Annotated in this window: 24 protein-coding genes; 13 read left to right on the top strand and 11 right to left on the bottom strand. The window is 56.6% G+C overall.

Translation table 11 applies throughout. The features are described from left to right. The first annotated feature begins 9 nt into the window (after positions 1–9). Complete coding sequence (locus tag DS901_RS15005; protein ID WP_258546750.1) at positions 10–735, top strand: alpha/beta hydrolase; 726 nt, start codon at positions 10–12, stop codon at positions 733–735. On the opposite strand, the gene DS901_RS15000 is transcribed toward DS901_RS15005, so the two are convergent. The 4 genes from DS901_RS15000 to cobU are packed head-to-tail and all read right to left on the bottom strand — an operon-like array spanning position 705 to position 4115. Continuing rightward, positions 705–2219 carry a YifB family Mg chelatase-like AAA ATPase gene (locus DS901_RS15000; RefSeq protein ID WP_113777726.1) on the bottom strand — a complete coding sequence of 505 codons (1515 nt, stop codon included), beginning with the start codon at positions 2217–2219 and terminating at the stop codon, positions 705–707. The genes DS901_RS15005 and DS901_RS15000 overlap by 31 nt on opposite strands. A 51-nt stretch (positions 2220–2270) precedes the next feature. After that, the gene (locus tag DS901_RS14995; protein ID WP_113777725.1) at positions 2271–2960 is read right to left on the bottom strand and encodes a glutathione S-transferase; all 690 of its coding nucleotides are present in this window, start codon (positions 2958–2960) and stop codon (positions 2271–2273) included. Positions 2961–3018: 58 nt separating this feature from the next. Continuing rightward, entirely contained in the window at positions 3019–3597 is a 579-nt protein-coding gene (locus DS901_RS14990) for a histidine phosphatase family protein (RefSeq protein ID WP_113777724.1), read from the bottom strand. Beyond that, on the bottom strand, positions 3594–4115 hold the full coding sequence (cobU, locus tag DS901_RS14985; protein ID WP_113777723.1) for a bifunctional adenosylcobinamide kinase/adenosylcobinamide-phosphate guanylyltransferase: 522 nt from the start codon (positions 4113–4115) through the stop codon (positions 3594–3596). Before cobU ends, DS901_RS14990 begins: the two co-directional genes overlap by 4 nt. Positions 4116–4262: 147 nt before the next feature. Here cobU and coaBC point away from each other — a divergent pair, with 147 nt between their 5' ends. From coaBC to DS901_RS14955, 6 genes are read left to right on the top strand one after another with little or no spacing between them, the layout of a single operon-like run. Further along, positions 4263–5456: a bifunctional phosphopantothenoylcysteine decarboxylase/phosphopantothenate--cysteine ligase CoaBC gene (coaBC, locus tag DS901_RS14980; RefSeq protein WP_113777722.1), complete on the top strand. Its 1194-nt coding sequence runs from the start codon at positions 4263–4265 to the stop codon at positions 5454–5456. Further along, positions 5453–5908, top strand: a complete 456-nt coding sequence (dut, locus tag DS901_RS14975) for a dUTP diphosphatase (protein WP_113777721.1) — start codon at positions 5453–5455, stop codon at positions 5906–5908. Before coaBC ends, dut begins: the two co-directional genes overlap by 4 nt. Beyond that, complete coding sequence (locus DS901_RS14970; RefSeq protein ID WP_113777720.1) at positions 5905–6960, top strand: HesA/MoeB/ThiF family protein; 1056 nt, start codon at positions 5905–5907, stop codon at positions 6958–6960. Before dut ends, DS901_RS14970 begins: the two co-directional genes overlap by 4 nt. Positions 6961–7003: 43 nt before the next feature. Then, entirely contained in the window at positions 7004–7786 is a 783-nt protein-coding gene (locus tag DS901_RS14965; RefSeq protein ID WP_113777719.1) for a transporter substrate-binding domain-containing protein, read from the top strand. Positions 7787–7803: 17 nt separating this feature from the next. After that, complete coding sequence (locus DS901_RS14960) at positions 7804–8595, top strand: amino acid ABC transporter permease (RefSeq protein ID WP_181820888.1); 792 nt, start codon at positions 7804–7806, stop codon at positions 8593–8595. A 42-nt stretch (positions 8596–8637) separates the two neighbouring features. Further along, positions 8638–10665, top strand: coding sequence for a M3 family metallopeptidase (locus tag DS901_RS14955; RefSeq protein WP_113777717.1), 2028 nt, complete (start codon positions 8638–8640; stop codon positions 10663–10665). Positions 10666–10683: 18 nt separating this feature from the next. Here DS901_RS14955 and DS901_RS14950 read toward each other — a convergent pair whose 3' ends face one another. Both DS901_RS14950 and DS901_RS14945 read right to left on the bottom strand, forming a co-directional pair. Then, positions 10684–11592 carry a cation diffusion facilitator family transporter gene (locus DS901_RS14950; protein ID WP_113777716.1) on the bottom strand — a complete coding sequence of 303 codons (909 nt, stop codon included), beginning with the start codon at positions 11590–11592 and terminating at the stop codon, positions 10684–10686. 42 nt (positions 11593–11634) lie between these two features. Beyond that, on the bottom strand, positions 11635–12165 hold the full coding sequence (locus DS901_RS14945) for an SH3 domain-containing protein (protein ID WP_113777715.1): 531 nt from the start codon (positions 12163–12165) through the stop codon (positions 11635–11637). A gap of 109 nt (positions 12166–12274) precedes the next feature. On the opposite strand from DS901_RS14945, the gene DS901_RS14940 reads away from it, so the two are divergent. The 3 genes from DS901_RS14940 (at position 12275) to DS901_RS14930 (ending at position 17176) form a co-directional block, all read left to right on the top strand. Then, the gene (locus tag DS901_RS14940) at positions 12275–13261 is read left to right on the top strand and encodes a 2-hydroxyacid dehydrogenase (RefSeq protein WP_113777714.1); all 987 of its coding nucleotides are present in this window, start codon (positions 12275–12277) and stop codon (positions 13259–13261) included. Between the two features lie 43 nt (positions 13262–13304). Beyond that, positions 13305–14537 carry a hypothetical protein gene (locus DS901_RS14935; RefSeq protein ID WP_147249946.1) on the top strand — a complete coding sequence of 411 codons (1233 nt, stop codon included), beginning with the start codon at positions 13305–13307 and terminating at the stop codon, positions 14535–14537. 137 nt (positions 14538–14674) lie between these two features. Then, the gene (locus DS901_RS14930; RefSeq protein WP_113778053.1) at positions 14675–17176 is read left to right on the top strand and encodes a GcvT family protein; all 2502 of its coding nucleotides are present in this window, start codon (positions 14675–14677) and stop codon (positions 17174–17176) included. Between the two features lie 15 nt (positions 17177–17191). Here the strand turns inward: DS901_RS14930 and DS901_RS14925 are convergent, their stop codons facing one another. The 4 genes from DS901_RS14925 to DS901_RS14910 form a co-directional block, all read right to left on the bottom strand. Continuing rightward, positions 17192–17893, bottom strand: coding sequence for a GNAT family N-acetyltransferase (locus DS901_RS14925; RefSeq protein WP_113777712.1), 702 nt, complete (start codon positions 17891–17893; stop codon positions 17192–17194). 10 nt (positions 17894–17903) lie between these two features. Further along, positions 17904–18974, bottom strand: coding sequence for an NAD(P)/FAD-dependent oxidoreductase (locus tag DS901_RS14920; protein ID WP_113777711.1), 1071 nt, complete (start codon positions 18972–18974; stop codon positions 17904–17906). Next, positions 18971–19903 carry an aldo/keto reductase gene (locus tag DS901_RS14915; RefSeq protein WP_113777710.1) on the bottom strand — a complete coding sequence of 311 codons (933 nt, stop codon included), beginning with the start codon at positions 19901–19903 and terminating at the stop codon, positions 18971–18973. Before DS901_RS14915 ends, DS901_RS14920 begins: the two co-directional genes overlap by 4 nt. 111 nt (positions 19904–20014) lie before the next feature. Continuing rightward, positions 20015–20446, bottom strand: coding sequence for a hypothetical protein (locus tag DS901_RS14910; RefSeq protein WP_113777709.1), 432 nt, complete (start codon positions 20444–20446; stop codon positions 20015–20017). Positions 20447–20846: 400 nt separating this feature from the next. Between DS901_RS14910 and mgrA the strand changes: the two genes are divergently transcribed. The 3 genes from mgrA (at position 20847) to dacB (ending at position 24147) form a co-directional block, all read left to right on the top strand. Next, positions 20847–21902 (top strand): L-glyceraldehyde 3-phosphate reductase, encoded by a 1056-nt coding sequence (gene mgrA, locus DS901_RS14905; RefSeq protein WP_113777708.1) that lies wholly within the window; start codon positions 20847–20849, stop codon positions 21900–21902. A 182-nt stretch (positions 21903–22084) separates the two neighbouring features. Then, positions 22085–22681 (top strand): nicotinate-nucleotide adenylyltransferase, encoded by a 597-nt coding sequence (locus tag DS901_RS14900; RefSeq protein WP_113778052.1) that lies wholly within the window; start codon positions 22085–22087, stop codon positions 22679–22681. Beyond that, a complete protein-coding gene (gene dacB / locus DS901_RS14895; protein WP_258546749.1) occupies positions 22681–24147 on the top strand; it encodes a D-alanyl-D-alanine carboxypeptidase/D-alanyl-D-alanine endopeptidase in 1467 nt (488 codons plus the stop codon). The genes DS901_RS14900 and dacB overlap by 1 nt, the downstream gene beginning before the upstream one ends. Here the strand turns inward: dacB and DS901_RS14890 are convergent. Beyond that, on the bottom strand, positions 24144–24563 hold the full coding sequence (locus DS901_RS14890) for a tellurite resistance TerB family protein (protein ID WP_113777706.1): 420 nt from the start codon (positions 24561–24563) through the stop codon (positions 24144–24146). The genes dacB and DS901_RS14890 overlap by 4 nt on opposite strands. Between the last annotated feature and the right edge of the window lie 25 nt (positions 24564–24588).

Here is a 24588-nt window from a genome sequence, read left to right as displayed (position 1 = left end):
CTAGGTAATTTGACCCTTCATTGGGTCAGTGTCGGCCCTGTGGAACCCCGACACGTCATCCTTTATTTTCACGGTGGCGCCTATTTCGTTGGAAGCGGAACAGCCTATCGCGGGCTGCTTGGCCGTATATCAAAACTGACAGGGGTGCGCGTTTACGCCCCTGATTACAGATTACTGCAAGATGCCCCGTTTCCCGCTGCGTTTGACGATGCGGTTGCCGCGTGGGACGCGCTGATCGCCAAAGGCTATCGGCCCAAAGATATCATACTTGGCGGCGACAGCGCTGGTGGCGGATTGATGTTGGCGTTGCTTGCGCATTTGGTCGCGCAAGGTGACCAACCGTGCGCCGCATTGGCGATGTCCCCTTGGACTGACTTAACCCTAAGCTGCCCCAGCTTGCAGGCTAAATCCGAAGTGTTGCTGCCAGTGTCCCGAATGGAAGAAGTCGTCGATCGATATCTTTGTGGTGCGGACCGCGACGATCCGCGTGCATCGCCGCTATTTGCAAGGATTGAGCGCGCGCCGCCGGTTCTGATTCAGGTCGGAAGCGGCGAAGCTTTGCGTGATGATGCTGTGTTTATGGCAGATGTTTTGGGTGACGCTGCAACGCTAAAGATTTGGGAGGACGTCCCGCATGTTTGGCAAATGTTTGTCGGGTATATTCCACAAGCGCGCGCAGCTTTGACGGAAATTGCGCGCTTTGTTCAGGCTTCATTCGAGAGCGACAGCCGGTAACTGACCGCCTCGGCCACATGGGGTTTGCGTACCTCGCTTGATCCATCCAAATCGGCGATGGTGCGCGCGACCCGCAGCACCCGGTGGTAGCCGCGCGCAGATAGACCAAACCGTTCTGCGACTTTGAGCAACAAATCGCGCCCGTCAGCGTCCGGGGTTGCGATTTCTTCAAGCACGCTTCCTTCGGCGTCAGCGTTCACGCGCATTTTGCTATGCCCCGAAAACCGCGCTGATTGCACGTCGCGCGCCGCTGCCACGCGTGCGGCGATGGTTTCGGAACTATCGCCATCTTGAGGTAAATCGAGGTCAGTGAACGCGACGGGCGGGACTTCGATCCGTAGATCAAACCGGTCCATCAACGGCCCCGATATCCGCCCCAAATAGTCATCGCCACATAGCGGCACCCGCGTGCAGGCGCGGGCGGGGTCAGACAGGTATCCGCATTTGCAGGGGTTCGCAGCCGCGACGAGCATAAACCGGCAGGGGTAACGCACATGCGCATTGGCGCGGGCCACGACCACTTCGCCTGTTTCAATTGGCTGGCGCAACGTTTCGAGTACGGTGCGCGCAAATTCGGGGAATTCATCCATGAACAAAACGCCGTTATGGGCAAGGCTGATTTCACCGGGTTTGGCCGTGCGCCCGCCCCCGACGATTGCGGCCATGGATGCGGTGTGATGGGGTTCGCGGAACGGGCATTCGCGGTTAATTCCGCCTTCGTCCAACAGGCCTGAAAGCGAATGGATCATCGATGTCTCTAGGGCTTCGACGGGGGTAAGCGGCGGTAGAATACCCGGAATGCGCGCGGCGAGCATGGATTTTCCTGATCCGGGCGACCCTACCATGATCAGATGGTGGCGCCCGGCTGCTGCAATTTCAAGCGCGCGTTTGGCGCGCTCTTGGCCTTTGACCTCTGACAGGTCACGCATGTTTGCGGGGCGGTTCACTTCGCCGGGTTCAGAGGGTGCAAGCACCGATTGCCCGGTGAAATGCCGGACCACATCGGCCAATGTACGCGGCGCGATCACATTTGCGGCCCCGACCCAAGCGGCCTCCGGTCCGCAGGCGCACGGGCATAAAAGCGTCCGGTCGTCTTCGGCGGCGGCCATCGCTGCGGGCAACGCGCCAACCACGGGCACGAGTGTTCCATCAAGCGATAGTTCGCCCAAGGCCACGGTTTGGGCCGCTTGATCCGACGGGATGATTTCGAGCGCGGCAAGCAATGCCAAAGCGATGGGCAGATCGAAATGCGATCCTTCTTTGGGCAGGTCGGCGGGCGATAGGTTCACGGTGATCCGTTTGGATGGCAGGGCGATTGCCATGGCCGTTAGGGCCGCCCGCACCCGTTCACGGGCCTCTGACACGGCTTTGTCGGGCAGTCCAACGATTGAAAATGCTGGAATGCCCGGGCTGACGGCGCATTGCACCTCGACCAACCGGGCATCGATCCCTTCAAATGCTACTGTATAGGCCTGTGCGACCATGACCACGCTCCGCTTTTGGTTAACGGTTACGTGGTCGTGGTTTACGAATGGTTAAGATTCGTCGCCGGGCCAAGGTTTGCGTCCCAAATCCATCGGGTAAGGCCAGGGTTCGTAGGATTCGGATTTTGAGGCTTCACGCCATGCCAAAAACGCGGGATCAGACAGATGGGCGTCAATATAGGCTTGTGCGGCAGCGCTCGCAGGTAAGTCATAGGTCGTGATCCGGAGTGCGACGGGCGCATAGAATACATCAGCCAGTGAATATTCGCCGAATAGCCAAGGTCCATTTTGTCCGTGCCGTGACCGCGCGAGCGCCCAAAGCTCTTCGACACGTGCAATGTCAGCGAGAACTGCATCGGATGGTTCAAAACCGTTCCAAACATGCGTAATCATATTGGGGCAAGCATCGCGCAGGGCCATAAACCCGGAATGCATTTCATGGGTAATAGTGCGTGCCAATGCACGCGCCGCCCCATCGCGCGGGTACAGGTTTACGTCTGGGTGCCGCTCAACCAGCGTTTCGCCCATCGCCAAGCTATCCGTCAGCACATAGCCTTCTGGGGTCTGCAACGCAGGCACCGTGCGCGCCGGCGCAAGATGCGCCAGTTCTTCGCGGTAAGTACCAGCATAAAGCCCGACGATATTGGTGTTATAATCCAGCCCGAATTTTTCGAGCATGAGCCAGCCGCGAAGCGACCAACTGCTAAAGGTGCGATCACCGATGTATAGTTGATATGTCATAGCGCGACGTTAGCCGGTCATAGCCATTTCGCAAAACGACAATATGTGACGCACCCCATCACGCAATGTGATTAATCGGTCCAAGCGCCCAACCCTGCGGCCCATACGACATGCCCGTGATCGACAGGTTATCAATGTGATGCCCCATCGCCTGATAGGCGGTGCTGCCGCTGGCGCGTTGGATTTGCGTCATGATCACGCCCATATGGGCCGTCAGGATAATATCTTGGTCCGCATGGCTGGCGATTAGATCATCGACTACGGCATTCACGCGCGCAGCGACTGCGTTCCAGCTTTCGCCGTCGGGGGCGCATAAATCGCCAGGGGTTTCCCAAAATGCGCGGCTGAGGATCGGATCGCGGTCTGCGACCTCGGAAAAATGCATCCCGTCCCATGCACCAAAGTTGAATTCGCGTAAGTCAGGATGGTCCGGCAATCGGGTGCGGTTCCGCGCAATGGCGTCAGCGGTGGCGGACGCGCGGATTAAATCCGAAGATACAACCACGGCGCTTGCCGGTAGATGATCTGCGACGCGTGCGATGCGGGCGTGGTCTGATAGGTCAGCAGGCACATCGCGCCAGCCGACAAAGTTCTTCTCGTGGGTTGGCCCATGGCGCACCCACCAAAACCGGGTCACGGCAATTGCCCTTTGAGCGCAAGTGGGAGGCCTGCCATGACTGCGACGACAAGCCCCGCCTTGGCGGCGATATCTTGGTTTAGCCGTCCTTGGGCATTGCGGAATTGGCGTGACAGGGCATTGTCGGGAACGATTCCTTGGCCGACTTCGTTTGAGACAATGACAATCGGCGCCGGGCAAGCATCGATCGCGTCCAATAACGCGCGTGTTTGCTGTGCGACGTCATGATCCCCAAGGATCAGATTAGTGAGCCAAAGCGTTGCGCAATCGATCAAGACAATTGCGTCTTCGGTTGCCGTGCTCAGCGCATCCGCGACCGCAATGGGTTCTTCGATGGTGGTCCAGTTGCTCCCACGTTGGTCACGGTGTTTCACGACCTTTTGCGCCATTTCATCATCATAGACCTGCGCCGTCGCGACATAGATTTGCCGCAGCCCTGCGTCCTGCACAAGGCTTTCGGCAAATGCCGATTTGCCAGAGGCGGCACCGCCAAGAACAAGTGTAAGTTTGGGCAACATCGCTATGCACCTTTGTCGATCCGTATCGTCACCGCCCTAGCACGGTTATGTATCCGTACGCACGGGTTTATGACGATGCGGGCGCGTCATTGTGCATGGCTTTGAACTAACCTAAGTTCGCACCATATATGGTATCGGAGACGTGTCATGCTGGCGGACAAACATATCTTGCTCATCGTTGGCGGCGGTGTCGCGGCTTTTAAGGCGTTAGATTTACTGCGCAGATTACGCGAGCAAGGCGCGCATGTGACCCCGGTGTTGACCAAAGCCGGGGCTGAATTTGTAACCCCGCTCAGCCTTTCGGCCCTATCGGCAAGCAAGGTGTATCAAGACCTGTTCGATCTGACCGACGAGGCCGAAATGGGCCATATCGAACTGTCGCGCGCGGCAGATTTGATTGTCGTCGCCCCGGCCACGGCGGATCTGATGGCGAAGATGACGCACGGATTGGCGAATGATCTGGCATCGACGTTGTTGCTCGCCACCGATAAACGCGTGTTGATTGCACCATCAATGAATGTGCGTATGTGGAATCACCCTGCGACGCAGCGCAATTTGACGACGCTGAAAGATGACGGTGTTTTGGTTGTCGGCCCGGACGATGGCGCAATGGCCTGCGGTGAATTTGGACCGGGCCGCTTGGCCGAAACCCCTGCGATTATTGCGGCGATTGATGCGGCCTTGTCGGATGGCCCATTAAACGGCAAACACATCCTTGTCACCTCCGGCCCAACGCATGAACCGATTGATCCCGTGCGTTATATCGCAAACAGATCGTCAGGCGCGCAAGGCACCGCGATTGCAAAGGCGCTGGTTGCGCTGGGCGCAGACGTGACATTTGTGACAGGTCCAGCCGATGTCGCCCCGCCTGTGGGCGTCAACGTGATCGCCGTGCAAACGGCCAAACAAATGCTGGACGCCGTCAATGCCGCAGCCCCAGCCGATGCCGCCGTTTTTGCCGCCGCCGTGGCCGATTGGCATGTGGCGAATGCGGGCGACAGTAAGATTAAGAAAGACAAATCCGGACTACCAACGTTGGAGTTCGTGGAAAATCCCGACATTTTGGCAACCGTGTCGCAGCTCAAGTCCGGCCGTCCTGCACTGGTGGTGGGCTTTGCCGCTGAAACCGATGATGTCATTGCCAACGCGACTGCCAAACGTCTGCGCAAGGGCTGCGACTGGATTTTGGCCAATGACGTTTCCCCCGAGACAGGCATTATGGGTGGGTCCGAGAACGACGTGACCCTGATCACTGCTGACGGTGCCGAGGATTGGCCGCGCATGTCCAAAGACGCAACAGCCGTCGCACTTGCCGCCCGTATCGCAAAGGCCATCACGTGACCCCTGAAATTGCAATCCAATGGGATGAAGGGGCCGATGTCGGTCTTGGTCTGCCGTCTTATGAAACCCCCGGCGCTGCGGGGGCTGATCTGCGTGCGAACCTTGCTGATAAGCGTGCGATTGAATTGCCGCCGGGACGCCGCGTTTTGGTGCCGACAGGGCTGCGCATGGCAATCCCCCAAGGGTTTGAGGTGCAAATCAGGCCGCGATCAGGTCTTGCGCTGAAACATGGGATTGGCTTGGTCAACAGCCCCGGCACGATTGATAGTGATTATCGCGGGCCGGTTGGGATCATTTTGATCAACTGGGGCCAAGACTATTTCACCATCCAACACGGCATGCGCATCGCGCAGATGGTTGTGGCCCCTGTGGTGCAGTCAAAGTTTAGACCTGTCGCAATGCTTGACCTGACCACACGTGGGTCCGGTGGTTTTGGGTCAACCGGTCTATGATGATGGTTGGTTCAATGGCGTTGGCGCTTTGGGCGATTACAACGCTGATGGGTGCCCCGATGCGGGTGCGCTGGGTGATGCTGGTGGTTTTGATCAGCGCTGTGATTATGGTGCATCTCCTTTTGCCCGATGGTCATCCGCTGCGCATGGCCACGGGCGGCGACGCCCGGTTTTGGGCTTTGTTTGTTGTGTTTGGTGTAATGGTCGCAGGTTATCGGAATTTGCTTGGCCGGTTAAAGGCGCGTGCGCCGGGGCATGACACAGTTGCGCAAACCCCAGACAGCTTTTCCGAAACAGAACTGAACCGCTACGCCCGCCACATCATGTTGCGCGAGGTCGGCGGACCGGGGCAAAAGGCGTTGCGCGATGCCCGCGTTTTGGTTGTTGGGGCAGGGGGGCTTGGCGCGCCTGCGCTGCAATATTTGGCTGCGGCCGGTGTCGGGACAATCGGGGTAATCGATGATGACCTCGTTGAAAATGCCAATTTGCAGCGCCAAGTGATCCACCAAGATCGTAACATCGGCATGCCCAAAGCACATTCCGCCGCCGAGGCTATGCGCGCGCAAAACCCGTTTGTCACGGTGAACCCCTATAACCGCCGCCTGACCGAAGACGTGGCGCGCGACCTGTGCGCAGATTACGATCTGATCTTGGATGGCACCGATAATTTTGACACCCGCTATCTGGTTAACCGTACGGCCGTGGCACTGGGTATGCCATTGATTGCGGCGGCACTGACGCAGTGGGAAGGGCAGATCAGCCTTTATGACCCTTCGGCGGGCGGGCCTTGCTACGCATGCATATTCCCAACCGCGCCCGACCCTGCATTAGTGCCAAGTTGCGCCGAAGCTGGCGTGATCGGCCCATTGCCCGGCGTGATCGGCGCGATGATGGCCGTTGAGGCGGTCAAAGAAATCACAGACGCAGGCGACGGATTAGCTGGGCGGTTGCTGATTTATGATGCGCTTTATGCGCAAACGCGGATCATTGCGATTAAGCCGCGCGCGGATTGCGCTGTTTGCGGTGGCAAGGGCTTGCAGGTCCCGGACTGACGGGCCTAGGCTGCTTTTCAAATCAAACAGATTGGAGACACTAATGAAAACGCTCGCGACACTTGCCTTCACAATTTGTGCAACTACGGCGTTGGCGGATGGCCATCTGCCTGATCTTGGCGGCCGCGAGATCGTGGTTGTGACCGAAAATGCCTATCCGCCGCTGCAGTTTATTGATGGTGACGGGAATGCGGTTGGCTGGGAATATGACGCGATGGCCGAGATCGCCGCACGGCTGAACGCCACGATCACCTATGAAAACATCAGCTGGGACGCGATGATTCCAGCGGTGTCCGGCGCGCAATATGATATCGGCATGACCGGGATCACCATCCGCGAAGACCGCGCCGAGATCGTTGATTTTTCGGACAGCTATATGACCTCTGAAATGGTGATGCTGGTGCGTGGTGATGAGGATCGGTTCGACGATGCCGCGGGCTTTGCCGCTGATGATGATCTTTTGATGGCCGCACAACCCGGCACGACGCCGTTTTATGTCGGTGTTTACGATGTGCTGGACGGCAATGAAGCCAACCCGCGTATTCAGCTGATGGAAACCTTTGGTGCGACAGTGCAAGCCTTGCGCGTTGGCGATGTGGATTTGGTCTTGACGGATGGCACCGCTGGGAACGGCTATGTCGAAGCCTCTGACGGTGGGCTGAAGATTATCGGTGAAAAGCTAGGGACCGAGGATTTTGGTTTTATCTTTCCCAAAGGCTCTGATCTGGTTGGCCCCATCAACGCAGCAATTGCGGATATGGCGGCTGACGGAACAATCGATGCGCTCAATACGCGTTGGTTCCTTGACTATAAGCTTGGCGAATAAGCGCAGGTTTTTTCGCGTTGCAGTCTCAAAATACGGGCAAAGCGGACTTTCCTTACTGGCTGGTCGCGGTGATCGCGATCGGCCTTTACTTGTTTTGGCAGGTCTTTACGGATGACACCTATTCCAAGGTGCTGAATACATTGCGTAAAGGGATTTGGGTGACGGTCTATGTCACGTTGATCGCCTATGCGATGGCCTGTTTGCTGGGGCTTGCGCTGGCGCTTGCGGCCTTGTCGCGGTCAATCATCTTGCGCCAGATTGCACGGTTTTATATCGAAATTATGCGCGGCGTGCCGATTATTGTGCTGCTACTTTACGTGGCCTTTGTTCTGGCGCCGGGGTTGGTGATGGCGTGGAATTGGGTGGCTGAGATCATCGGGGCTGACCCGATCCGCACGCGTGATTTTTCGCTGCTCTGGCGCGCGATTATTGCGCTGACACTGGCCTATGCGTCGTTCTTGGCCGAGGTTTTTCGCGCCGGGCTGCAATCCGTTGATATCGGACAAATTGAGGCCGCAGAGGCACTTGGTATGAACCGCTGGCAGCGGTTCCGGCATATCGTATTCCCGCAGGCCTTGCGCACAATCCTTCCCCCGCTTGGCAATGATTTTGTCGCGATGCTCAAGGATTCGAGCCTTGTCTCTGTGCTGGGCGTGACCGATGTGACACAATTGGGCAAGGTCACTGCGGCGGGGAATTTCCGCTATTTCGAAACTTATAACGTTGTTGCGCTGGTCTATCTGACGATGACAATCAGCCTATCGATTGCGCTGCGCCGATTTGAAAAACGTATGCGCCACCGCTCGTAATTATGTGCTGCACAGCATATCTATCCGGTAAAGGAGATCACCATGACCAACCCGCTGCTGAGCAATTGGGATACCCCGTTTGGCTTGCCCCCGTTTGACCAAATTTCTGACGCCGATTTTGCTCCCGCCGTTGATGTGGCCCTAAGCCAATCGCGCGCCAATATCGCAGCAAGTGCGGAAAATACCGACAGGCCGACCTTCGACAACACGATTACCGCATTGGAAACGGCTGATGAATTGCTGGGTCGCGTGTTGGGTGCGTTTTATGCGCTGGCAGGGGCAGACAGCAATGCCGCGCGCGAAGAATTGCAGCGTGAATTTGCACCAAAGCTGAGCGCATACGCCTCTGAAGTTTCCGAGAATACCGCGCTTTTCGCACGGGTGGAAACCTTGTGGGATCAACGCGAGACGCTTGCGCTAACGGATGAGCAGCAGCGCGTTTTGATGCTGACCCGTCGCGGATTTGTGCGTGCGGGTGCGCAATTGACTGGCGAAGATGCCGCCGCGCTGCGCGATGCCAAGTCGCGGCTTTCTGTCTTGGGCACGGATTTCATGCAAAACCTCTTGGCAGATGAACGCAGCTGGTTCTTGCTGTTGGGGCCCGATGATTTGGCTGGCCTGCCTGATTTTGTGATCGCGACGGCCAATGCCGCAGGTGTCGAAAAAGAGGCGGGCGGTCCCGTTGTGACCCTTTCGCGGTCCTTGATTGTGCCGTTTTTGCAGTTCTCGGATCGGCGCGATCTGCGTGAAAAAGCCTATGAGGCTTGGGGCGCGCGTGGCGCCAACGGCGGCAAGACCGATAACCGGGCGCTGGCGGCTGAGACGCTTAAGCTGCGCGAGACACGCGCGAAGCTGCTTGGCTATGATAATTTTGCCAACTTCAAACTGGAAACCGAAATGGCTGGCACGCCCGCTGCGGTGAACGATCTTTTGATGCAGGTTTGGGCACCGGCCAAAGCCGCTGCTGAAGCTGACGCCAAAGTGCTGACACAGATGTTGCATGCTGATGGTTTTGAGGGGCCTTTGGAGCCTTGGGACTGGCGCTATTATTCTGAAAAACGCCGCAAGGAACTGCATGATTTGGATGAGGCTGAAATTAAGCCCTATCTGCAACTTGACCGGATGATTGAAGCCGCATTTTCATGCGCGACGCGGCTGTTCGGGTTGGAATTTGCGCCGCTTGAAGGGCCGACCTATCATCCCGATGTCCGTATGTGGGAGGTCACGCGTGACGGCGCGCATGTCGCGGTGTTCATCGGTGACTATTTCGCGCGCGGCTCAAAACGATCGGGTGCGTGGTGTTCGGCGATGCGGGTGCAAACGCGGATTGGCGGCGATATCCGCCCGCATGTTGTGAACGTCTGCAACTTCGCCAAGCCAGAAGACGGCAAACCTGCGTTGTTGTCCTATGATGACGCGCGGACCTTGTTTCATGAATTTGGCCATGCGCTGCATCAAATGCTTTCAGATGTGACCTATGAAAGCATTAGTGGCACATCGGTGGCCCGCGATTTTGTGGAACTGCCCAGCCAGCTATATGAGCATTGGCTGGAGGTACCAGAGGTGCTTGCAGAGTTTGCCACCCATGCGGATACGGGTGTGCCGATGCCGCAGGATTTGTTGGACCGCGTGCTAGGCGCTGCGACCTATGATATGGGGTTTCAGACAGTGGAATATGTGGCCTCGGCGCTGGTAGATCTGGCGTTTCACAATGGTCCCGCGCCAGCGGACCCGATGCAAAAACAGGCGCAGGTTTTGGAACAAATCGGCATGCCGCACGCGATCCGCATGCGCCACGCCACCCCGCATTTTGCACATGTGTTTGCAGGCGACGGCTACTCGAGCGGCTACTATAGCTACATGTGGTCCGAAGTCATGGACGCTGATGCGTTTAACGCGTTCGAAGAGGCGGGTGATCCGTTTGACCCGGACACGGCGAAGCGTTTGGAAGAAACCGTGCTATCGTCGGGCGGATCAGTGGACGCAGCAGACCTTTACATTGCGTTTCGGGGGCGTTTGCCGGGGGTGGATGCGCTTCTGAAAGGGCGCGGGTTGGCAGGGTCAGCGTAGGGTGGATCAAGATCCACCTTACGAGCGCGGATCATCGGGGTGTTTTTCGACGCCAATTGGGTCTTTGTGGATCAGCACATCTGCTTGCGGATAGGCGGCCACAATCGCCCTGCGGAGCGCCGCCCCTTTTGCGTGGGCATCACTGAGTGATTGCGTACCATCAAGTTCGATATGCATATTCACAAACACCCGGCTACCTGCAACACGGGTTTTAAGGTCGTGATAGCCTTCGATACCCTCGCAGGCATCCGCGATTGCGCAAATGCCGCGGATCATCGCAGGATCGGCTTGCCGATCCATCAGCGCATCCCACGCACCCTTGCCGATCCGAAGTGCGCCAACAGCCAATAGGGCCGCCGCGCCCAGTGCCACCACGCTATCAATCTGCCCAAGCCCCAAACTGGCCGAGGCCCATAGCGCAAAGATCGCCCCGATGTTTGGGATCAGATCGCCCAGATAATGCAGGCTGTCGGCTTGCACGACTTTATTGCCTGTCTTTGCTGCGACCCGCCGCTGCCAAATCACAAGCCCAAGCGTGACCACGATTGAAAATACCATCACCCCGATCCCTTGGGCTTCGTGTTCGGGCAAGGCGACGCTGTCATCAAGCAGCCGCAAAATCGCGGCCGTGGCAATGACTCCGGCTGAGATCAGGATAAAAAGAGACTGCCCAAGCGCCGCTAAGTCCTCGGCCGAGGTATGGCCAAAATTATGGTCGTCATCGGCCGGTTTTGCAGCATAGGCGATTGCAGCCAAGCCCCCAAGCGACATCATCAAATCCATTGCGCTATCTGCCAAGGTCGCCGCGATTGACAGCGATCCTGTTTGCCCAAGGGCCCAGAGTTTGGCAATCACCAGGACCAACGCCACTGCAACGGATAGCAATCCGGCGGAAAGGTTCAGGCGAGTGGAATGGGTATATGGCATGTTTGAGTGCTAGGCGGTTTCCGGCGTGATCGCAAGCGCGGCTTAATCCCTGATTTCCACATCAGACACGCCCCAGATCATCGTTTTTAGGACCCAGCCATCGTAGCCGCCCGCGCTGATTTCACACCATGTCGGGGTGCAATCACCCAAGCGTGCAATCACCCCGTGTTCAAGGACGGCGCGTGTGCCCGCATCCTCGGAAGGGGACGCGCGCAGCGGTGTATCGTCGCCACTGATCAACACGGTGCGGACGCCCGATAACATCGTGTAATGCACCCAGCCGCCTTGGCCGTCGCGGTCAATCACCCGCCGCCAATGGCCGTATTCCGCGATCACTTGCAGGGGCATGTTGCGCCGTTGAAACACCCAGTCGATCCGGTGAGACAGTGATGGACCGCGCCGCACGTTTGCCTCGGATGCCTTGAGCGAGACAAAACGCGGTAGTGGTAGGTTGGTTTCGGGGCCTAGCGCAGGGGCGTCGTTTGCGTCTTGCGCAAACACTATGCCGGCGCTGAGCCCGCAGGCAAGTATCGCCAGATGAAACACCCGAAGCCATCGCAGCAAATTACCCATCGTTTACCTTACAACTGCTCAAAATATGGCGCGCGGTTCTTGTGCTGCGCGTCCCTTTGGCGCAACCTGACACGGAATGCAGAATTTGGAAAGCCACGGGAGGCGCCCCATGCCAGGCAAGCGTATAAGTGTTGTTGTGACGCGACGGTTACCCGACGTTGTTGAAACGCGGATGAAAGAACTATTCGACGTGACCCTGCGGGATGACGACACGCCAATGACCCAAGATGAACTGGCCGCGGCAATGGGAACGACCGAAGTTTTGGTCGCGACGATTGCCGATCAAATTGATGCAAAACTATTAGCGCGTGCGGGACCAGATCTAAGACTGATCGCGAATTATGGGGCGGGTGTCGACAATATCGACGTGGCCACGGCACGCGAACGTGGGATACATGTCTCGAATACGCCCGGTGTCGTGACTGAAGACACCGCCGATATGGTGATGGCGCTGATCCTTGGCGTGACGCGCCGATTGGCGGAAGGGCTCCGGTTGGCGCAATCAAACGACTGGCAAGGTTGGTCACCAACGGCGATGATGGGCGGCCGCATCCGCGGACGTCGCTTAGGCATTCTTGGGATGGGTCGAATTGGGCAAGCGGTGGCACGGCGTGCCGCTGCGTTTGGCATGCAGGTGCATTACCACAACCGCAAACGCCTACGGCCCGAGATAGAAGAGGCATTAGACGCCACCTATTGGGAAAGCCTTGATCAGATGGTGGCCCGAATGGATGTCATTTCGATTAACTGCCCGCATACGCCTTCAACCTTCCACTTGATGAACGCACGGCGTTTGAAACTGATGAAGCCCGAGGCGGTCATTGTGAATACCTCGCGCGGCGAGGTAATCGACGAAAACGCGCTGACACGGATGCTGCGGGCGGGCGAGATCGCAGGTGCTGGGTTGGATGTGTTCGAGCGGGGAAGTGAAATAAACCCGCGTCTGAAAGAATTGCCCAACGCGATTTTGCTGCCGCATATGGGATCAGCGACGGTCGAAGGCCGCATTGAGATGGGCGAGAAGGTGATTGTAAACATCAAAACCTTTGCCGATGGGCATCGCCCCCCCGATTTGGTTGTGCCCGCAATGCTATAGCGTTAGCGTTGCAAAAGAAATTTATATTAAAGGATGGGTCGCGATGCGATTGATGATGCCGCTTATTGGGCTGTTGATGCTGGTTGTTGCAGGCGCGATTGTCTTTACCTTCAAAATCGTTTGGGACGAACATGTTTTCCAACAGCGCCTGGTCAGTGTTGCGGTCAGCGCCCCCGATGGATGGGAGGCCGTCCCATATGAAACAGCCCATGGCGAAGCAATCGTCGGAGAGCCGCTGGCTGCGCCAGATACACCCGCAACAACGACACAGCGCATTTTGCGTGGTCTTGACGATGTGAACGGCGATCCTCTGAAAGGGGCCGTTTGGTCATTCATGAATGGTCAAGAAAGCGTGGTCATGCGCATGGAATTTGCGCCACACCGCCCGCCCCGGAACAATATTTTCGCGAAAATGTCTCAGGCTTCTGCTGGTGCGCCCCCGCCAAATCTTGACGTTGAAGTTGCGGCAATTCACGGGATCACCTTGATTGCAAAACCGCGTATTTCAATGACGCCTAATTCTGATATTTCTGAACCTGTGAATTACCGCCGTTTCCAAATGCGCTTTGGAGATCAGGAGATTGACGAGGTACTTGACGTCACTTTGATCACCAATGCCAGCGACGCAGCTGTGGCGAATGCATTGATGCAGGTCGATCTCGCGCGTGCGCATGGTTTGCTGGATACGCCTGATCCGGCGTTTGACCAATCTTCAGGGGTTGTGACGCCCGACCAGCAACCTTTGGCGTCGACAGCACCGCCGCCTTCCCTTGCCTTTGTGGCAGCGGGAATGCTTGAAAACGGCGAAGACCTTGGCGAACCTTGGATGGATGTTTTGGCGGGGATCAAGGCGGATGAAATTGCGGATTGGGAAAGCCTGATTGCGCTGTACCCAGATGACATCGCGCAAATCCCGCTCCCGCTATTCGAATTGCTTGATGATGGGTCACAAGAAAATGCTGCGCGGTACTTTGCGGCCCGCATGCGTGCAAGCGACAGAACCTGGAATGATCACGAACATTACATCTTGGGCAAAATCATCAATCCCGATAGCAGCCAAGCAGATCTTGCTGACTATCTGACCGGGTCACCTGATGTGGCTGATGATGTTATCGCGCTCGTTCTGCAACTTCCCGAAGTGGGTGCTGAGGCCGTAGTTGATGCAGGCCCTGAAATGGGGCAAGCGACTGGAACACAGGGTGCGAACACCATTCTTCAGTCCGAAAATTGCCGGATTGAGAACGGCATCCGTCGCTGTACGGTTGACGGAAATTAATTCGTAGAATTCTATATGAAAAAATGGCATTTTTTTTCATATTGTCGTAATTGTATGATGAGAGGTCGGATGGTTCGCTCAATATTGGGCGGTTCGGCGCAATCTAAATGCAACACGTGGAAAAGGGATTCGGGCTTATGAAAACGCATGTCAAAGCATTGGTCGTCGGTGGCGGGGCCGTTGGGACATCAATCGCATATCACTTGGCAAAGGCAGGGTGGGATGATGTCATGCTGCTGGAACGCGACGAGCTGACATCGGGATCAACATGGCATGCCGCGGGCCTGCTGCCCTATTTCAACATGTCCTACGCATCTAGCCACATCCATGACTATTCGATCAAATTCTATAAAACGCTTGAAGAAGAAACAGGATTGAACCCTGGCTTTTCCGTTGTCGGGAACCTGCGCATGGCGCAGTCACAGGCACGTATGGATGAATACATGCTTTACGCATCGACAGCGGAAACTGTTGATATCCCTTACGAATGGATGACCCCTGATCAAATCCGCGAACGCTGGCCGTTGGTGCGCACCGAAGATTTGGTCGGTGCGATTTTTCACCCGACTGACGGCTACATCAACCCGGCTGACGTAACGATGGCAATGGCCAAAGGGGCCCGTCAACGTGGTGTCACGATTGAGCGGCGCTGGCAGGTTGATGGCTATCACTGGACGGGCGACCACTGGGATGTGACCTGCACTAAAATGGTTGAAAAGGGCGGCAATTTGATTGCGTCCGACGAACAGATTGTGATCCATGCCGAACATGTTGTGACCGCAACGGGCAACCACGCACAGCGCACGGCCAAGCTGTTGGGGATCAAAACCCCCGCGATCCCAGTTGAGCACCAGTTCATCGTCACCGAACCCGATCCCGCCCTTGTTGAATGGCGCAAACAGCACGGCGAACATCCCGTTTTGCGTGATGTTGATGCGCGCTGGTACGTGCGCGAAGAACGCGGTGGCTGGATTCTTGGGCCATATGAAGACGGCGCGCCGTCGCGTTTCCGCTATGGGGTCCCGGATAGCTTCCGTGCGGATCTGTTTCCACTGAACCTTGAACGGATCGAACAGGAATATATGGACTTTATCCACCGTATTCCATCTACCGAAGAAGTCGGGCTAAAGGATGATTTCAACGGTCCGATTTGTTACACGCCTGACGGTAACCCGCTGATCGGTCCAGCGCCGGGTCTGCGCAACATGTGGCTGGCCGAAGGATTCTCGTTTGGGATCACGGCGGGCGGTGGTGCAGGATACTACCTTGCGCAAATGATGGTCGAAGGCGAGGCCGAGATCGACATGGCGTCCCTCGACCCCAAACGCTATGGTAATTGGATGACGTCGGAATATGCGGTTGCCAAGAACGAAGAAACCTATCCGTTCCTTCTGAAATTGCATTGGCCAGACGAAGAACGTCCAGCTGCCCGCCCACTGCGCACAGCACCAGCCTATGATCGCCAAGCCAAGCGCGGTGCGCAATTTGGTCAGGTGAACGGTTGGGAACGCCCGAACTACTACGGCCCGCTTGATGCGCCGCAAAACTACGACGAAGAAACGAATTCCTTCCGCCGTGGTGGCTGGTGGCAACATGCTGTGGATGAGGCCAAAGCGATCCGCGAAGGCGTCGGCCTAATCGACGCAACCGCCTTTACCAAGCACATCGTCAAAGGGCCGGGTGCGGAGGCGTTCCTTGATTGGTTCACCACCAACAAACTGCCCAAGGTTGGCCGGATCAACCTGACCTATGCGCTCACATCTGCGGGGACGACCCGGACAGAATACACGATTGTCCGGCTCAAGGATGATGAATTCTATCTGGTCTCAGCCGGGGCGTGGACGGCCTATGATTCCGATTACCTGCGCAAAGCGATCGAAGACAAAGAGGCTGAATTTGGTCGGATCGAAGTCCAAGATGTCACGACCCAATGGGGCGTCTTTGCGATTGCAGGTCCAAAAGCGCGCGATGTGCTGAAATCGGTGATCTGCGACGTTGACCCAGAAACAGCGCTTTCGAACAAGCGGTTCCCATGGCTATCTGCGCGCCAAATTGAATTGGGCATGTGTCCGGTTAATGCGATCCGCGTGGCCTATACGGGCGAATTGGGCTGGGAATTGCATCACCCGATGGAAATGCAGAACTACCTATTTGACCTGCTTGAAAAAGCGGGCGCTGACCATGGAATGAAACTGGTCGGTGCGCGTGCGCAAAACTGGCTCCGTCAGGAAAAATCGTACCGGGCCTTCGGCACCGAGTTGGGCCGTGATGCGACCCCACTTGAGGCGGACCTGCCACGGTTTGTTGACCTGTCCAAAGATTTCTACGGCAAAGCCGCGATGGAAAAAATCGGTGTACGGTCAACTTGTGTCACCCTGCTGATTGATGGCCCTGACGATGCGGACCCATGGGGCCGCGAGGCGCTGTATGACATGGATGGGACCCGTGTTGGGCGTCTGACCTCTGGTGGTTATTCCGTCGCTTTCGGGAAATCCATCGGGATGGGTTACGTCAAACCTGGCGGGGCGGCTGTCGGCACGAAGCTACAAGTCAAGATGTTTGATAAATTATGGCCTGCTGAGATCGTCGAAGACAGCCCGTATGATCCCAAAAACGCAACCATTCGTATCGATGGTTAAAGAATTGAGGGCGCGCTATATGCGCGCCTTGAGCGCATTGATCTGCTGGCCGTTTGTATCAAAGTTCGCTGGATCAAGCCAATTTTGAAACGCCTTGTCAATGCGCGCCCAGTCCTGATCAAGCACCGAAAACCATGCGGTGTCGCGATTTCGGCCTTTGTACACGACGGCCTGCTTAAACAGCCCATCATAGCAAAAACCAAGCCGCGCAGCCGCGTTACGTGATGGTGCATTCAGCGCATCACATTTCCACTCATAGCGGCGGTAGCCCAAATCACCCAAGGCACGCTTCATCATCAGGTACATTGCCTCGGACGCGGCTGGGGTGCGTTGCAGCGCAGGCGCAAAGGTGATGAAACCGACCTCGACCACACCATTTGTCGAATCGATGCGTAGGAAACTGGCCACACCGACAGGCTTTCCACTGGCTTTGGCGACGATAGTAAAAAACAATGGGTCAGTACTGTGTTGCGCCGTTTCGACCCAAGCAGCATAGTCCTGTGCCGTCGCAAACGGTCCAACAGGCATATAGGTCCAGAGCGTGCCCGTGGTGTCGGCATCAAACGCGGCAAACAGATCAGCGCTATGCGTCGCCTCAAGCGGTACCAGATCGCAATACTGCCCATGCATTGGCGTACGCGGAATGGTTTCGCAGCCAGCCCAATTTGGCACGGGCGCGCCAATGGGTTGGCCTTGAGGGTTCTTATGCTGGGTCATGAGATATCTTTTACGCAAAGCGCGCGGGCGACAGTGCCGCCACGGCATCGGCTGGAATATCGGGCGTACGCCCTGCGAGAATATCGGCAAGTAACTGGCTCGCCGCGGGCGACGATTGCATCCCATAGCCGCCTTGCCCGGCGCACCAGATAAAGCTTGGATCGCGCGCATCGGGGCCTAAAACCAATGTCCGGTCGGGCGCGAATGTGCGCATCCCGGCCCAGGACGCAAGTAATCTGGTCACGGACATCGTGACGTTTTCTTCGAACCGCGCGAGCCCCTCTGCAAGCACCATATCGTCGGCATAGACATCATGTGGGGTTACCAAATCTTCGTCAGCGGGGGACACGATCAGCGCGCCCGCGTCTGGCTTTGAATACCAAGTTTCGCCTGCGGCAAACACCATCGGCCAGCTGCTGACGTCCATGCCATCAGGCGCTGGGATGCGCGCCATTGATCGGCGCAAAGGGGTGAAACCAAGCGGTGTGATCCCCGCCATTACAGCGATTTCGTCGACCCAGCCACCTGCGGCGTTGACGATCGCCTTTGCATCATAAGTCTCGGATGCCGTGGTCACAGCCCAGCCGTTGTCGTGGCGGGTGATTGCGGTGACTGCAGCTTTGGTAACGATGTTCGCGCCATTCTGACGGGCGATTCGCGCAAATGTCTGGACCAGTTTGTCGGTGTCGATGTCTTGGGCGCGGTCGTCATAACCCACTTGGGTAACGACATTTTGGTCCAAAATCGGGAAGTGCGCGGCGGCTTCATCGATGGTCAGGCGATTAAGCCCCATCTGGGCGAAATCTGCGTCGAATGCGGCTTGGTCATTTGCGGCGCCAAGCAGCATCAACCCGCGCGGGCTGAGAATATCAGCGTCTTTGTGAAAGCCATATGAGGCCGCGTTTAGCGCGATGGTCGCAGGCTTGCCGTAGTTGCGCTCAAACAGCGCCGCCGAACGGCCGGAGGCATGGTAGGCAAGTGCGCTTTCGCCTTCCAAAACCGTGACGCTGCCCTGTTCTGACAGGCGCGCCGCGGCGGAGATTCCAGCGATGCCGCCACCGATAACCAGAAAATCAATCATGCCTCTTCCAATCTGTCAGTCGCGGGGGCGGGTGTGATACTCAGCGCGGTGATTTGGGTATAAAGCGCTTGGGGCATGTCAAAATCCTGCGCCGCCAATGATGGGGTTAATTGCGTAACGGACCGGGCCGAAATGATCGGCCGCGGGGCCGTAGGGTGGGTCTTGACCCACGCCACGGCAAGAGTTGCAGGATCAGTGCCCAAATCAGCGGCAAGCGCGGAAAGTTCACGGGCGGTATTGTGCATCCAAGGCTGATTATAGCGGGCCTTATAGCGCGAATCCTCGGTCAGACGCCCATTGCCACCCGCGGCGTATTTTCCGGTCAACAGCCCGCCGCCAAGCGGTGAATATGGCATGACCGTGATATCTTGGTCTTGTGCGACCGGGATAATCTCGACCTCGGACTGGCGTTTCACAAGGCTATACATCGGCTGGACCGCGTCAATTTTGGTGCCAAGCGTTTGGGCGATACCTTGGGCCTTCATCACTTGCCAAGCGGCGTAGTTTGACACGCCGATATAGCGGATCAACCCTTTGGCTTGCAGTTCTGCCAGCGCACTGAACGTGTCCAACAGCGTTGTGTCAGGATCAAAACGGTGCAGATACAAAAGATCGATGGCATCTTCGTTCAGTTGCGCACGGCTGCGGTCGAATTGTTCAAGTAGGTTTTGGCGTCCGGCACCGCCGACATAACCAACCTTGCTTGCGATAAACAGATCATCGCGGGCATCTTTGATCATCGGGCCTAGCAGCGTTTCCGACGCGCCACCCGTATAGCCGACAGCCGTATCAAAATGGTTCACGCCGGCAGTAATTGCGGCATCAAACATCGCGCGGCTCGCGGCGACGTCGGCGGTGCCGCCAAATTGCATGGTGCCAAAGGTAAGGTCGGAAACGGGCGTGCCGTTGCGGGTCAAAAGCTGTGTCATGGCTGCACTTTTACACGCCTAATAGGCCAAGAAAAGCACGCGATTGTACCCGTCACAATCTATGGGTTGGTGCTGTTTGGCCTGCCGCACTGGGACAGGCCAAATAGATTATTATATATGCGCCGAGGCGTTGTCGGTGGTCACATAGGTGCACGCATGACAGGCCGCCGCGCCCGTTTGGTCAAACCAACGGCATGTTGCGCGAATTGGGCATGCGGGAAGACCGTTCTGGACTGGCAGGTCCATGGTTCCGAGATGCGTCAATACCCGATCGATCACCCCACATCTGCTGCCGGTCCATTGGCTGCATCCTTCCGTTGCACAGCGCGATGCAAAACGCATGCGTTGTTCGGGCGGGCCTGCCTGCCGTGCAGTGTCCACGAAATGCGCATCAATTGGCATTGCCGTGCGCAGATGGTTGATCCGCCCGTCTTCCCCTTTGACGCCCAGTAATGTGGCGCCCGGTTCGCAACGCGCACTGGGGCAAGTGCGGTCTGCCCCAGTGCTGGTGACTTCCGGAACGCCCTTTTCAGGGCTGCCCATTAGAAGGCACCCAGCCGTTTTCCGATCTCGGCTTCGATATCGCCAAGGCGATCAAGGTCGGGGTGTAGAATAATCCCCCACCATTCGCGCGGGAATTTAACTGCGAAGGGTTTGTCATACCCAAGCCGCGCAACGTGTTTAAGCGCGACTGATTGCAGTTCATTTTGGAGTTGAAGTTGGTCTTCCTATGACATTGGCATTTTACCAAGGTCGATTGCAAAACGTGCCATAAGAGCACTCCTTTTTGATTTAAAGTTGCCGTCGCTGAAAATAGGATGCGACAGGGTGATTGTAGCACACGCAAAGGTTGTCGTGGGGTCAGGTATTCCTGACTACCCCGTTGACATCGGGGTTGGCGCATGGTCGCTTGCGTCGAAATCGATGTAGGGGAGGAAAGCCTATGACATATGTACCAGCCGAAAACCGTTATGAAAAAATGGTTTACCGCCGCTGCGGAAACTCAGGTGTGAAGTTGCCTGCTATCTCGCTTGGGCTTTGGCACAACTTTGGCCATGACACCCCCCATGAGACCAAACAGGCGATTTGCCATACCGCATTTGACAATGGAATCACCCATTTTGATTTGGCCAACAATTATGGTCCGCCTCCGGGATCAGCCGAACATGCGTTTGGGTCGATCTTGGCAGAAGATTTTAAAGGCCACCGCGATGAGTTGATCATCAGTTCGAAGGCCGGCTACGGGATGTGGCCGGGCCCTTATGGTGAATGGGGAAGCCGCAAATACCTGGTGTCATCATGTGATCAGTCGCTTAAACGGATGGGGCTTGATTATGTGGATATCTTTTATTCCCACCGATTTGACCCCGACACGCCGCTCGAAGAAACGATGGGTGCGCTGGATTATATCGTGCGATCAGGTCGCGCGCTTTATGCGGGAATTTCGTCTTATAATACCGAACGCACCCGCGAAGCCGTCGCGATTTTGAACGATCTGGGCACACCGTGCCTGATCCATCAGCCATCCTACAATATGCTGAATCGCTGGGTCGAACGCGATGGGCTGAAAGATACGTTGGAAGATTTGGGCGTGGGATCGATTGCATTTACCCCGCTGGCCCAAGGTATGCTGACTAAGAAATATCTGGGCGGCATCCCCGATGACAGCCGCGCCAGCCAAGGCAAATCGCTGTTTCCAACGATGCTGACTGACCGTGCGATTGAAAATATCCGCAAACTGAACGAAATTGCCGAAAATCGCGGCCAGACATTGGCGCAAATGGCGATTGCATGGGTGTTGCGCGAGGGCGGCATCACAACAGCCCTGATCGGCGCATCCAAACCTTCCCAAGTTGTGGATTGTGTAGGCGCTGTGGCCAACCTTGACTTCACCCCCGAAGAATTGGCGCTCATTGATCAATATGCTGACGAAGAGCAGATCAATCTATGGGCGGCTTCGGCCGAGCAATCCAAGGGTGCGGCAGACCGCCGGAAATGATCAAGCGCGGTTATTTGCACATAATTGCAGCGGTCGTGTTCTAATTCATAGAGGTGCATGGTCGTTGGAGGCCGCATGCAAACAATGGCGCTTTGCTTGTGCGAACAATCGGTCTAAACCAACCGAATATGCTGGTTTTGGCATAGTGTGTGTCGTGTGATCCTTGGTTTGACGGAGATAATATTGTGGACGGATTTCCAACCGCGAAACCGGGGCAAGTGATCGGGCTGTTGGGCGGCTCTTTTGATCCGCCGCATGCGGGGCATGTACACATTACCAAAGCCGCGCTTAAACGGTTTGGGCTGGATCATGTGTGGTGGCTGGTTAGTCCGGGAAATCCGCTCAAGGAAAGCGGGCCTGCGCCATTGGGCGACCGGATTCAAGCCAGCCGCGCGTTGATGCAGCATCCGCGCGTCAAAGTGACTGGGATCGAATCCCAGCTTGGCACTCGCTACACCTCCCAAACTTTGAAGGCGCTAAAACAACGTTATCCCGGCGTACGGTTCGTGTGGTTGATGGGCGCAGATAATTTGGCGCAGTTTCATCTCTGGCAAGATTGGCGTTGGATCATTGAGAATGTGCCAATCGGCGTGATCGCACGGCCCGGCGACCGGATCGCAGCACGTTTATCGAAGACTGCAAAAGTCTATGCGCAATCCAGGGTGCCCAGTCGCGCGAGCTGTATCCTTGGCAGGCTTCCAGCGCCTGCATGGGCATTTGTGAATGTGCCGATGTCAGATACGTCATCGACGGCAATCCGCGCGCGGGGTGAGTGGTAATGCGGTTAACACGGCGGGCAATGTTGATGGGGGCCGCGTCTAGTTGCGCAACAGCGACTTGGGCCGATGCGCCAATGACGTCACGCCGTCCGTTAGCGCGCCCATTCTCAGACAATATACTTGTGCCGCTTATCGCGACATCCGGGCTGAGCGGTGATGTCGGGGCTGTGCTTGCGGATGTGCAAACGGGTGAAATTATCGAGTCCTACGGTGCTGAGATGTTGCAGCCACCTGCGAGCGTGGCCAAAGCGGTTACCGCACTTTATGCATTAGAACACTTGGGGCCAGATTATCAGTTTGAAACTGCTATTTTTGCGAACGGTAGCATAAATGATGGTGTTTTAGATGGTGATTTGATCTTGTCTGGCGGCGGCGATCCAAACCTTGTGACGGATCAACTGGCCGACCTGGCACAGCGTTTACGTGCGGCGGGGATCACGCAAGTCACTGGCGCGTTTTATGTCTGGGACGACGCACTGACCAATTTGGACGAAATCGACGACAGTCAGCTTGATCACTTGGGCTACAACCCGACAATCACCGGGCTGAATTTGAATTTCAACCGGGTGCATTTTGAGTGGAAACGTGAAGGTGGCGACTATGCAACCTTTATGGATGCGCGCAGCGATAATTATCGCCCGGCTGTGACGACATCCCGAATCCGGGTCACGGATCGCGATGACCCGGTTTTTACGTACAACGACCTTGGGCAGGCGGATCAATGGACGGTTGCGCGTTCGGCGCTGAACAACGCAGGGTCACGTTGGTTGCCCGTGCGCCACCCGGCGCTATATGCAGGCGAAGTCTTTACGACGTTTGCACGCAGTCACGGAATTAGGCTGAGCGCGCCAAAAGAAATCGGAGCCATCCCTGCGGACGCAACCCAAGTGGTCGCAATCCAAAGTGAACCCTTGACCGAAATGATGCGTGCGATGCTGCGGTATTCGACAAATATTACTGCCGAAGCCGCAGGTCTGACAGCGACGACGATGCAAACCGGGCAAAAATGGGGCTTGCGGGCATCGTCTGCACGCATGGCGCGCTGGGCCGGGCGACGGGCTGATGGAATTGCCCCTGTATTCGCCGATCATTCAGGGTTGGGCGATGCGGCGCGGGTGACACCTGCAGATATGGCGCAATTTTTAACCGCGCCTGATGTCGCCGAAACTTTGCATCCGATCATGAAAGATATTCCCGTCCGTGATCGCAACGGTGACGCGCTTGCCTCTGTGGCAGGTGCGGTGCAGGCAAAGACGGGTACGTTGAATTTCGTGTCGAACTTGGCTGGATATTTGCGTGCCCACGATGGGCGTAAACTGGCCTTTGTTATTTTTGCGTCTGATATGGTTGCCCGCGAAATTGGGAAGCTTGAAGGCAGTGAGCAGCCCAGTGGCGCGCGCAGCTGGAACCGCGCAGCGCATCGGCTACAGCATCGGATTTTGCGCTACTGGACGACGGGCGTTTAGATCGTCTGGTGCCGCGCACGTGCGCCGCGTTCAATTGCGGCGGCATGCAGCCGGTCAAGATCCAGTTCTTCGCGAATTTCTTCCAACATGCGGCCTTCTTGCTCGTCGATCAGCCCATCGGCCGCAGCAACATCGCATGACAGCGCATAAGCCGTTTCAAACAAGCGCTCAGGCAACGCATCGCGGATCAGGCCGAACAACGCCTCAAGCCCGTCTTCTTGCTCAAGTAGGTCAAATACCATCTTTGACATGCGTGGCAGGCGTTCAGGATCATACCCTGAAAACACGGGCAGCATGTTAATCGCATTGCTAATCTTGACCAATTCAGACGTGCGGATGTTTTCATCCGACGCAGAGACCGCAATCATCAGCGCGGCAAGCGCGTCTTGGGCTGTCATCGGGGCGTCATCGTTCATGCTGTTTCCTTTATCTATGTGACCC

The sequence above is a fragment of the Loktanella sp. D2R18 genome, from assembly GCF_003318235.1.
Lineage (GTDB): Bacteria > Pseudomonadota > Alphaproteobacteria > Rhodobacterales > Rhodobacteraceae > Yoonia.
This window is presented reverse-complemented; position numbering and strand designations above follow the sequence as displayed.

Excerpts from the sequence above, each read along its gene's own strand:
- DS901_RS15000 (WP_113777726.1), bottom strand. The coding sequence starts at position 2,219 with ATGGTCGCACAGGCCTATACAGTAGCATTTGAAGGGATCGATGCCCGG.
- DS901_RS14995 (WP_113777725.1), bottom strand. The coding sequence starts at position 2,960 with ATGACATATCAACTATACATCGGTGATCGCACCTTTAGCAGTTGGTCG.
- cobU (WP_113777723.1), bottom strand. The coding sequence starts at position 4,115 with ATGTTGCCCAAACTTACACTTGTTCTTGGCGGTGCCGCCTCTGGCAAA.
- coaBC (WP_113777722.1), top strand. The coding sequence starts at position 4,263 with ATGCTGGCGGACAAACATATCTTGCTCATCGTTGGCGGCGGTGTCGCG.
- DS901_RS14970 (WP_113777720.1), top strand. The coding sequence starts at position 5,905 with ATGATGATGGTTGGTTCAATGGCGTTGGCGCTTTGGGCGATTACAACG.
- DS901_RS14965 (WP_113777719.1), top strand. The coding sequence starts at position 7,004 with ATGAAAACGCTCGCGACACTTGCCTTCACAATTTGTGCAACTACGGCG.
- DS901_RS14955 (WP_113777717.1), top strand. The coding sequence starts at position 8,638 with ATGACCAACCCGCTGCTGAGCAATTGGGATACCCCGTTTGGCTTGCCC.
- DS901_RS14950 (WP_113777716.1), bottom strand. The coding sequence starts at position 11,592 with ATGCCATATACCCATTCCACTCGCCTGAACCTTTCCGCCGGATTGCTA.
- DS901_RS14945 (WP_113777715.1), bottom strand. The coding sequence starts at position 12,165 with ATGGGTAATTTGCTGCGATGGCTTCGGGTGTTTCATCTGGCGATACTT.
- DS901_RS14940 (WP_113777714.1), top strand. The coding sequence starts at position 12,275 with ATGCCAGGCAAGCGTATAAGTGTTGTTGTGACGCGACGGTTACCCGAC.
- DS901_RS14935 (WP_147249946.1), top strand. The coding sequence starts at position 13,305 with ATGCGATTGATGATGCCGCTTATTGGGCTGTTGATGCTGGTTGTTGCA.
- DS901_RS14930 (WP_113778053.1), top strand. The coding sequence starts at position 14,675 with ATGAAAACGCATGTCAAAGCATTGGTCGTCGGTGGCGGGGCCGTTGGG.
- DS901_RS14925 (WP_113777712.1), bottom strand. The coding sequence starts at position 17,893 with ATGACCCAGCATAAGAACCCTCAAGGCCAACCCATTGGCGCGCCCGTG.
- DS901_RS14920 (WP_113777711.1), bottom strand. The coding sequence starts at position 18,974 with ATGATTGATTTTCTGGTTATCGGTGGCGGCATCGCTGGAATCTCCGCC.
- DS901_RS14915 (WP_113777710.1), bottom strand. The coding sequence starts at position 19,903 with ATGACACAGCTTTTGACCCGCAACGGCACGCCCGTTTCCGACCTTACC.
- DS901_RS14910 (WP_113777709.1), bottom strand. The coding sequence starts at position 20,446 with ATGGGCAGCCCTGAAAAGGGCGTTCCGGAAGTCACCAGCACTGGGGCA.
- mgrA (WP_113777708.1), top strand. The coding sequence starts at position 20,847 with ATGACATATGTACCAGCCGAAAACCGTTATGAAAAAATGGTTTACCGC.
- dacB (WP_258546749.1), top strand. The coding sequence starts at position 22,681 with ATGCGGTTAACACGGCGGGCAATGTTGATGGGGGCCGCGTCTAGTTGC.
- DS901_RS14890 (WP_113777706.1), bottom strand. The coding sequence starts at position 24,563 with ATGAACGATGACGCCCCGATGACAGCCCAAGACGCGCTTGCCGCGCTG.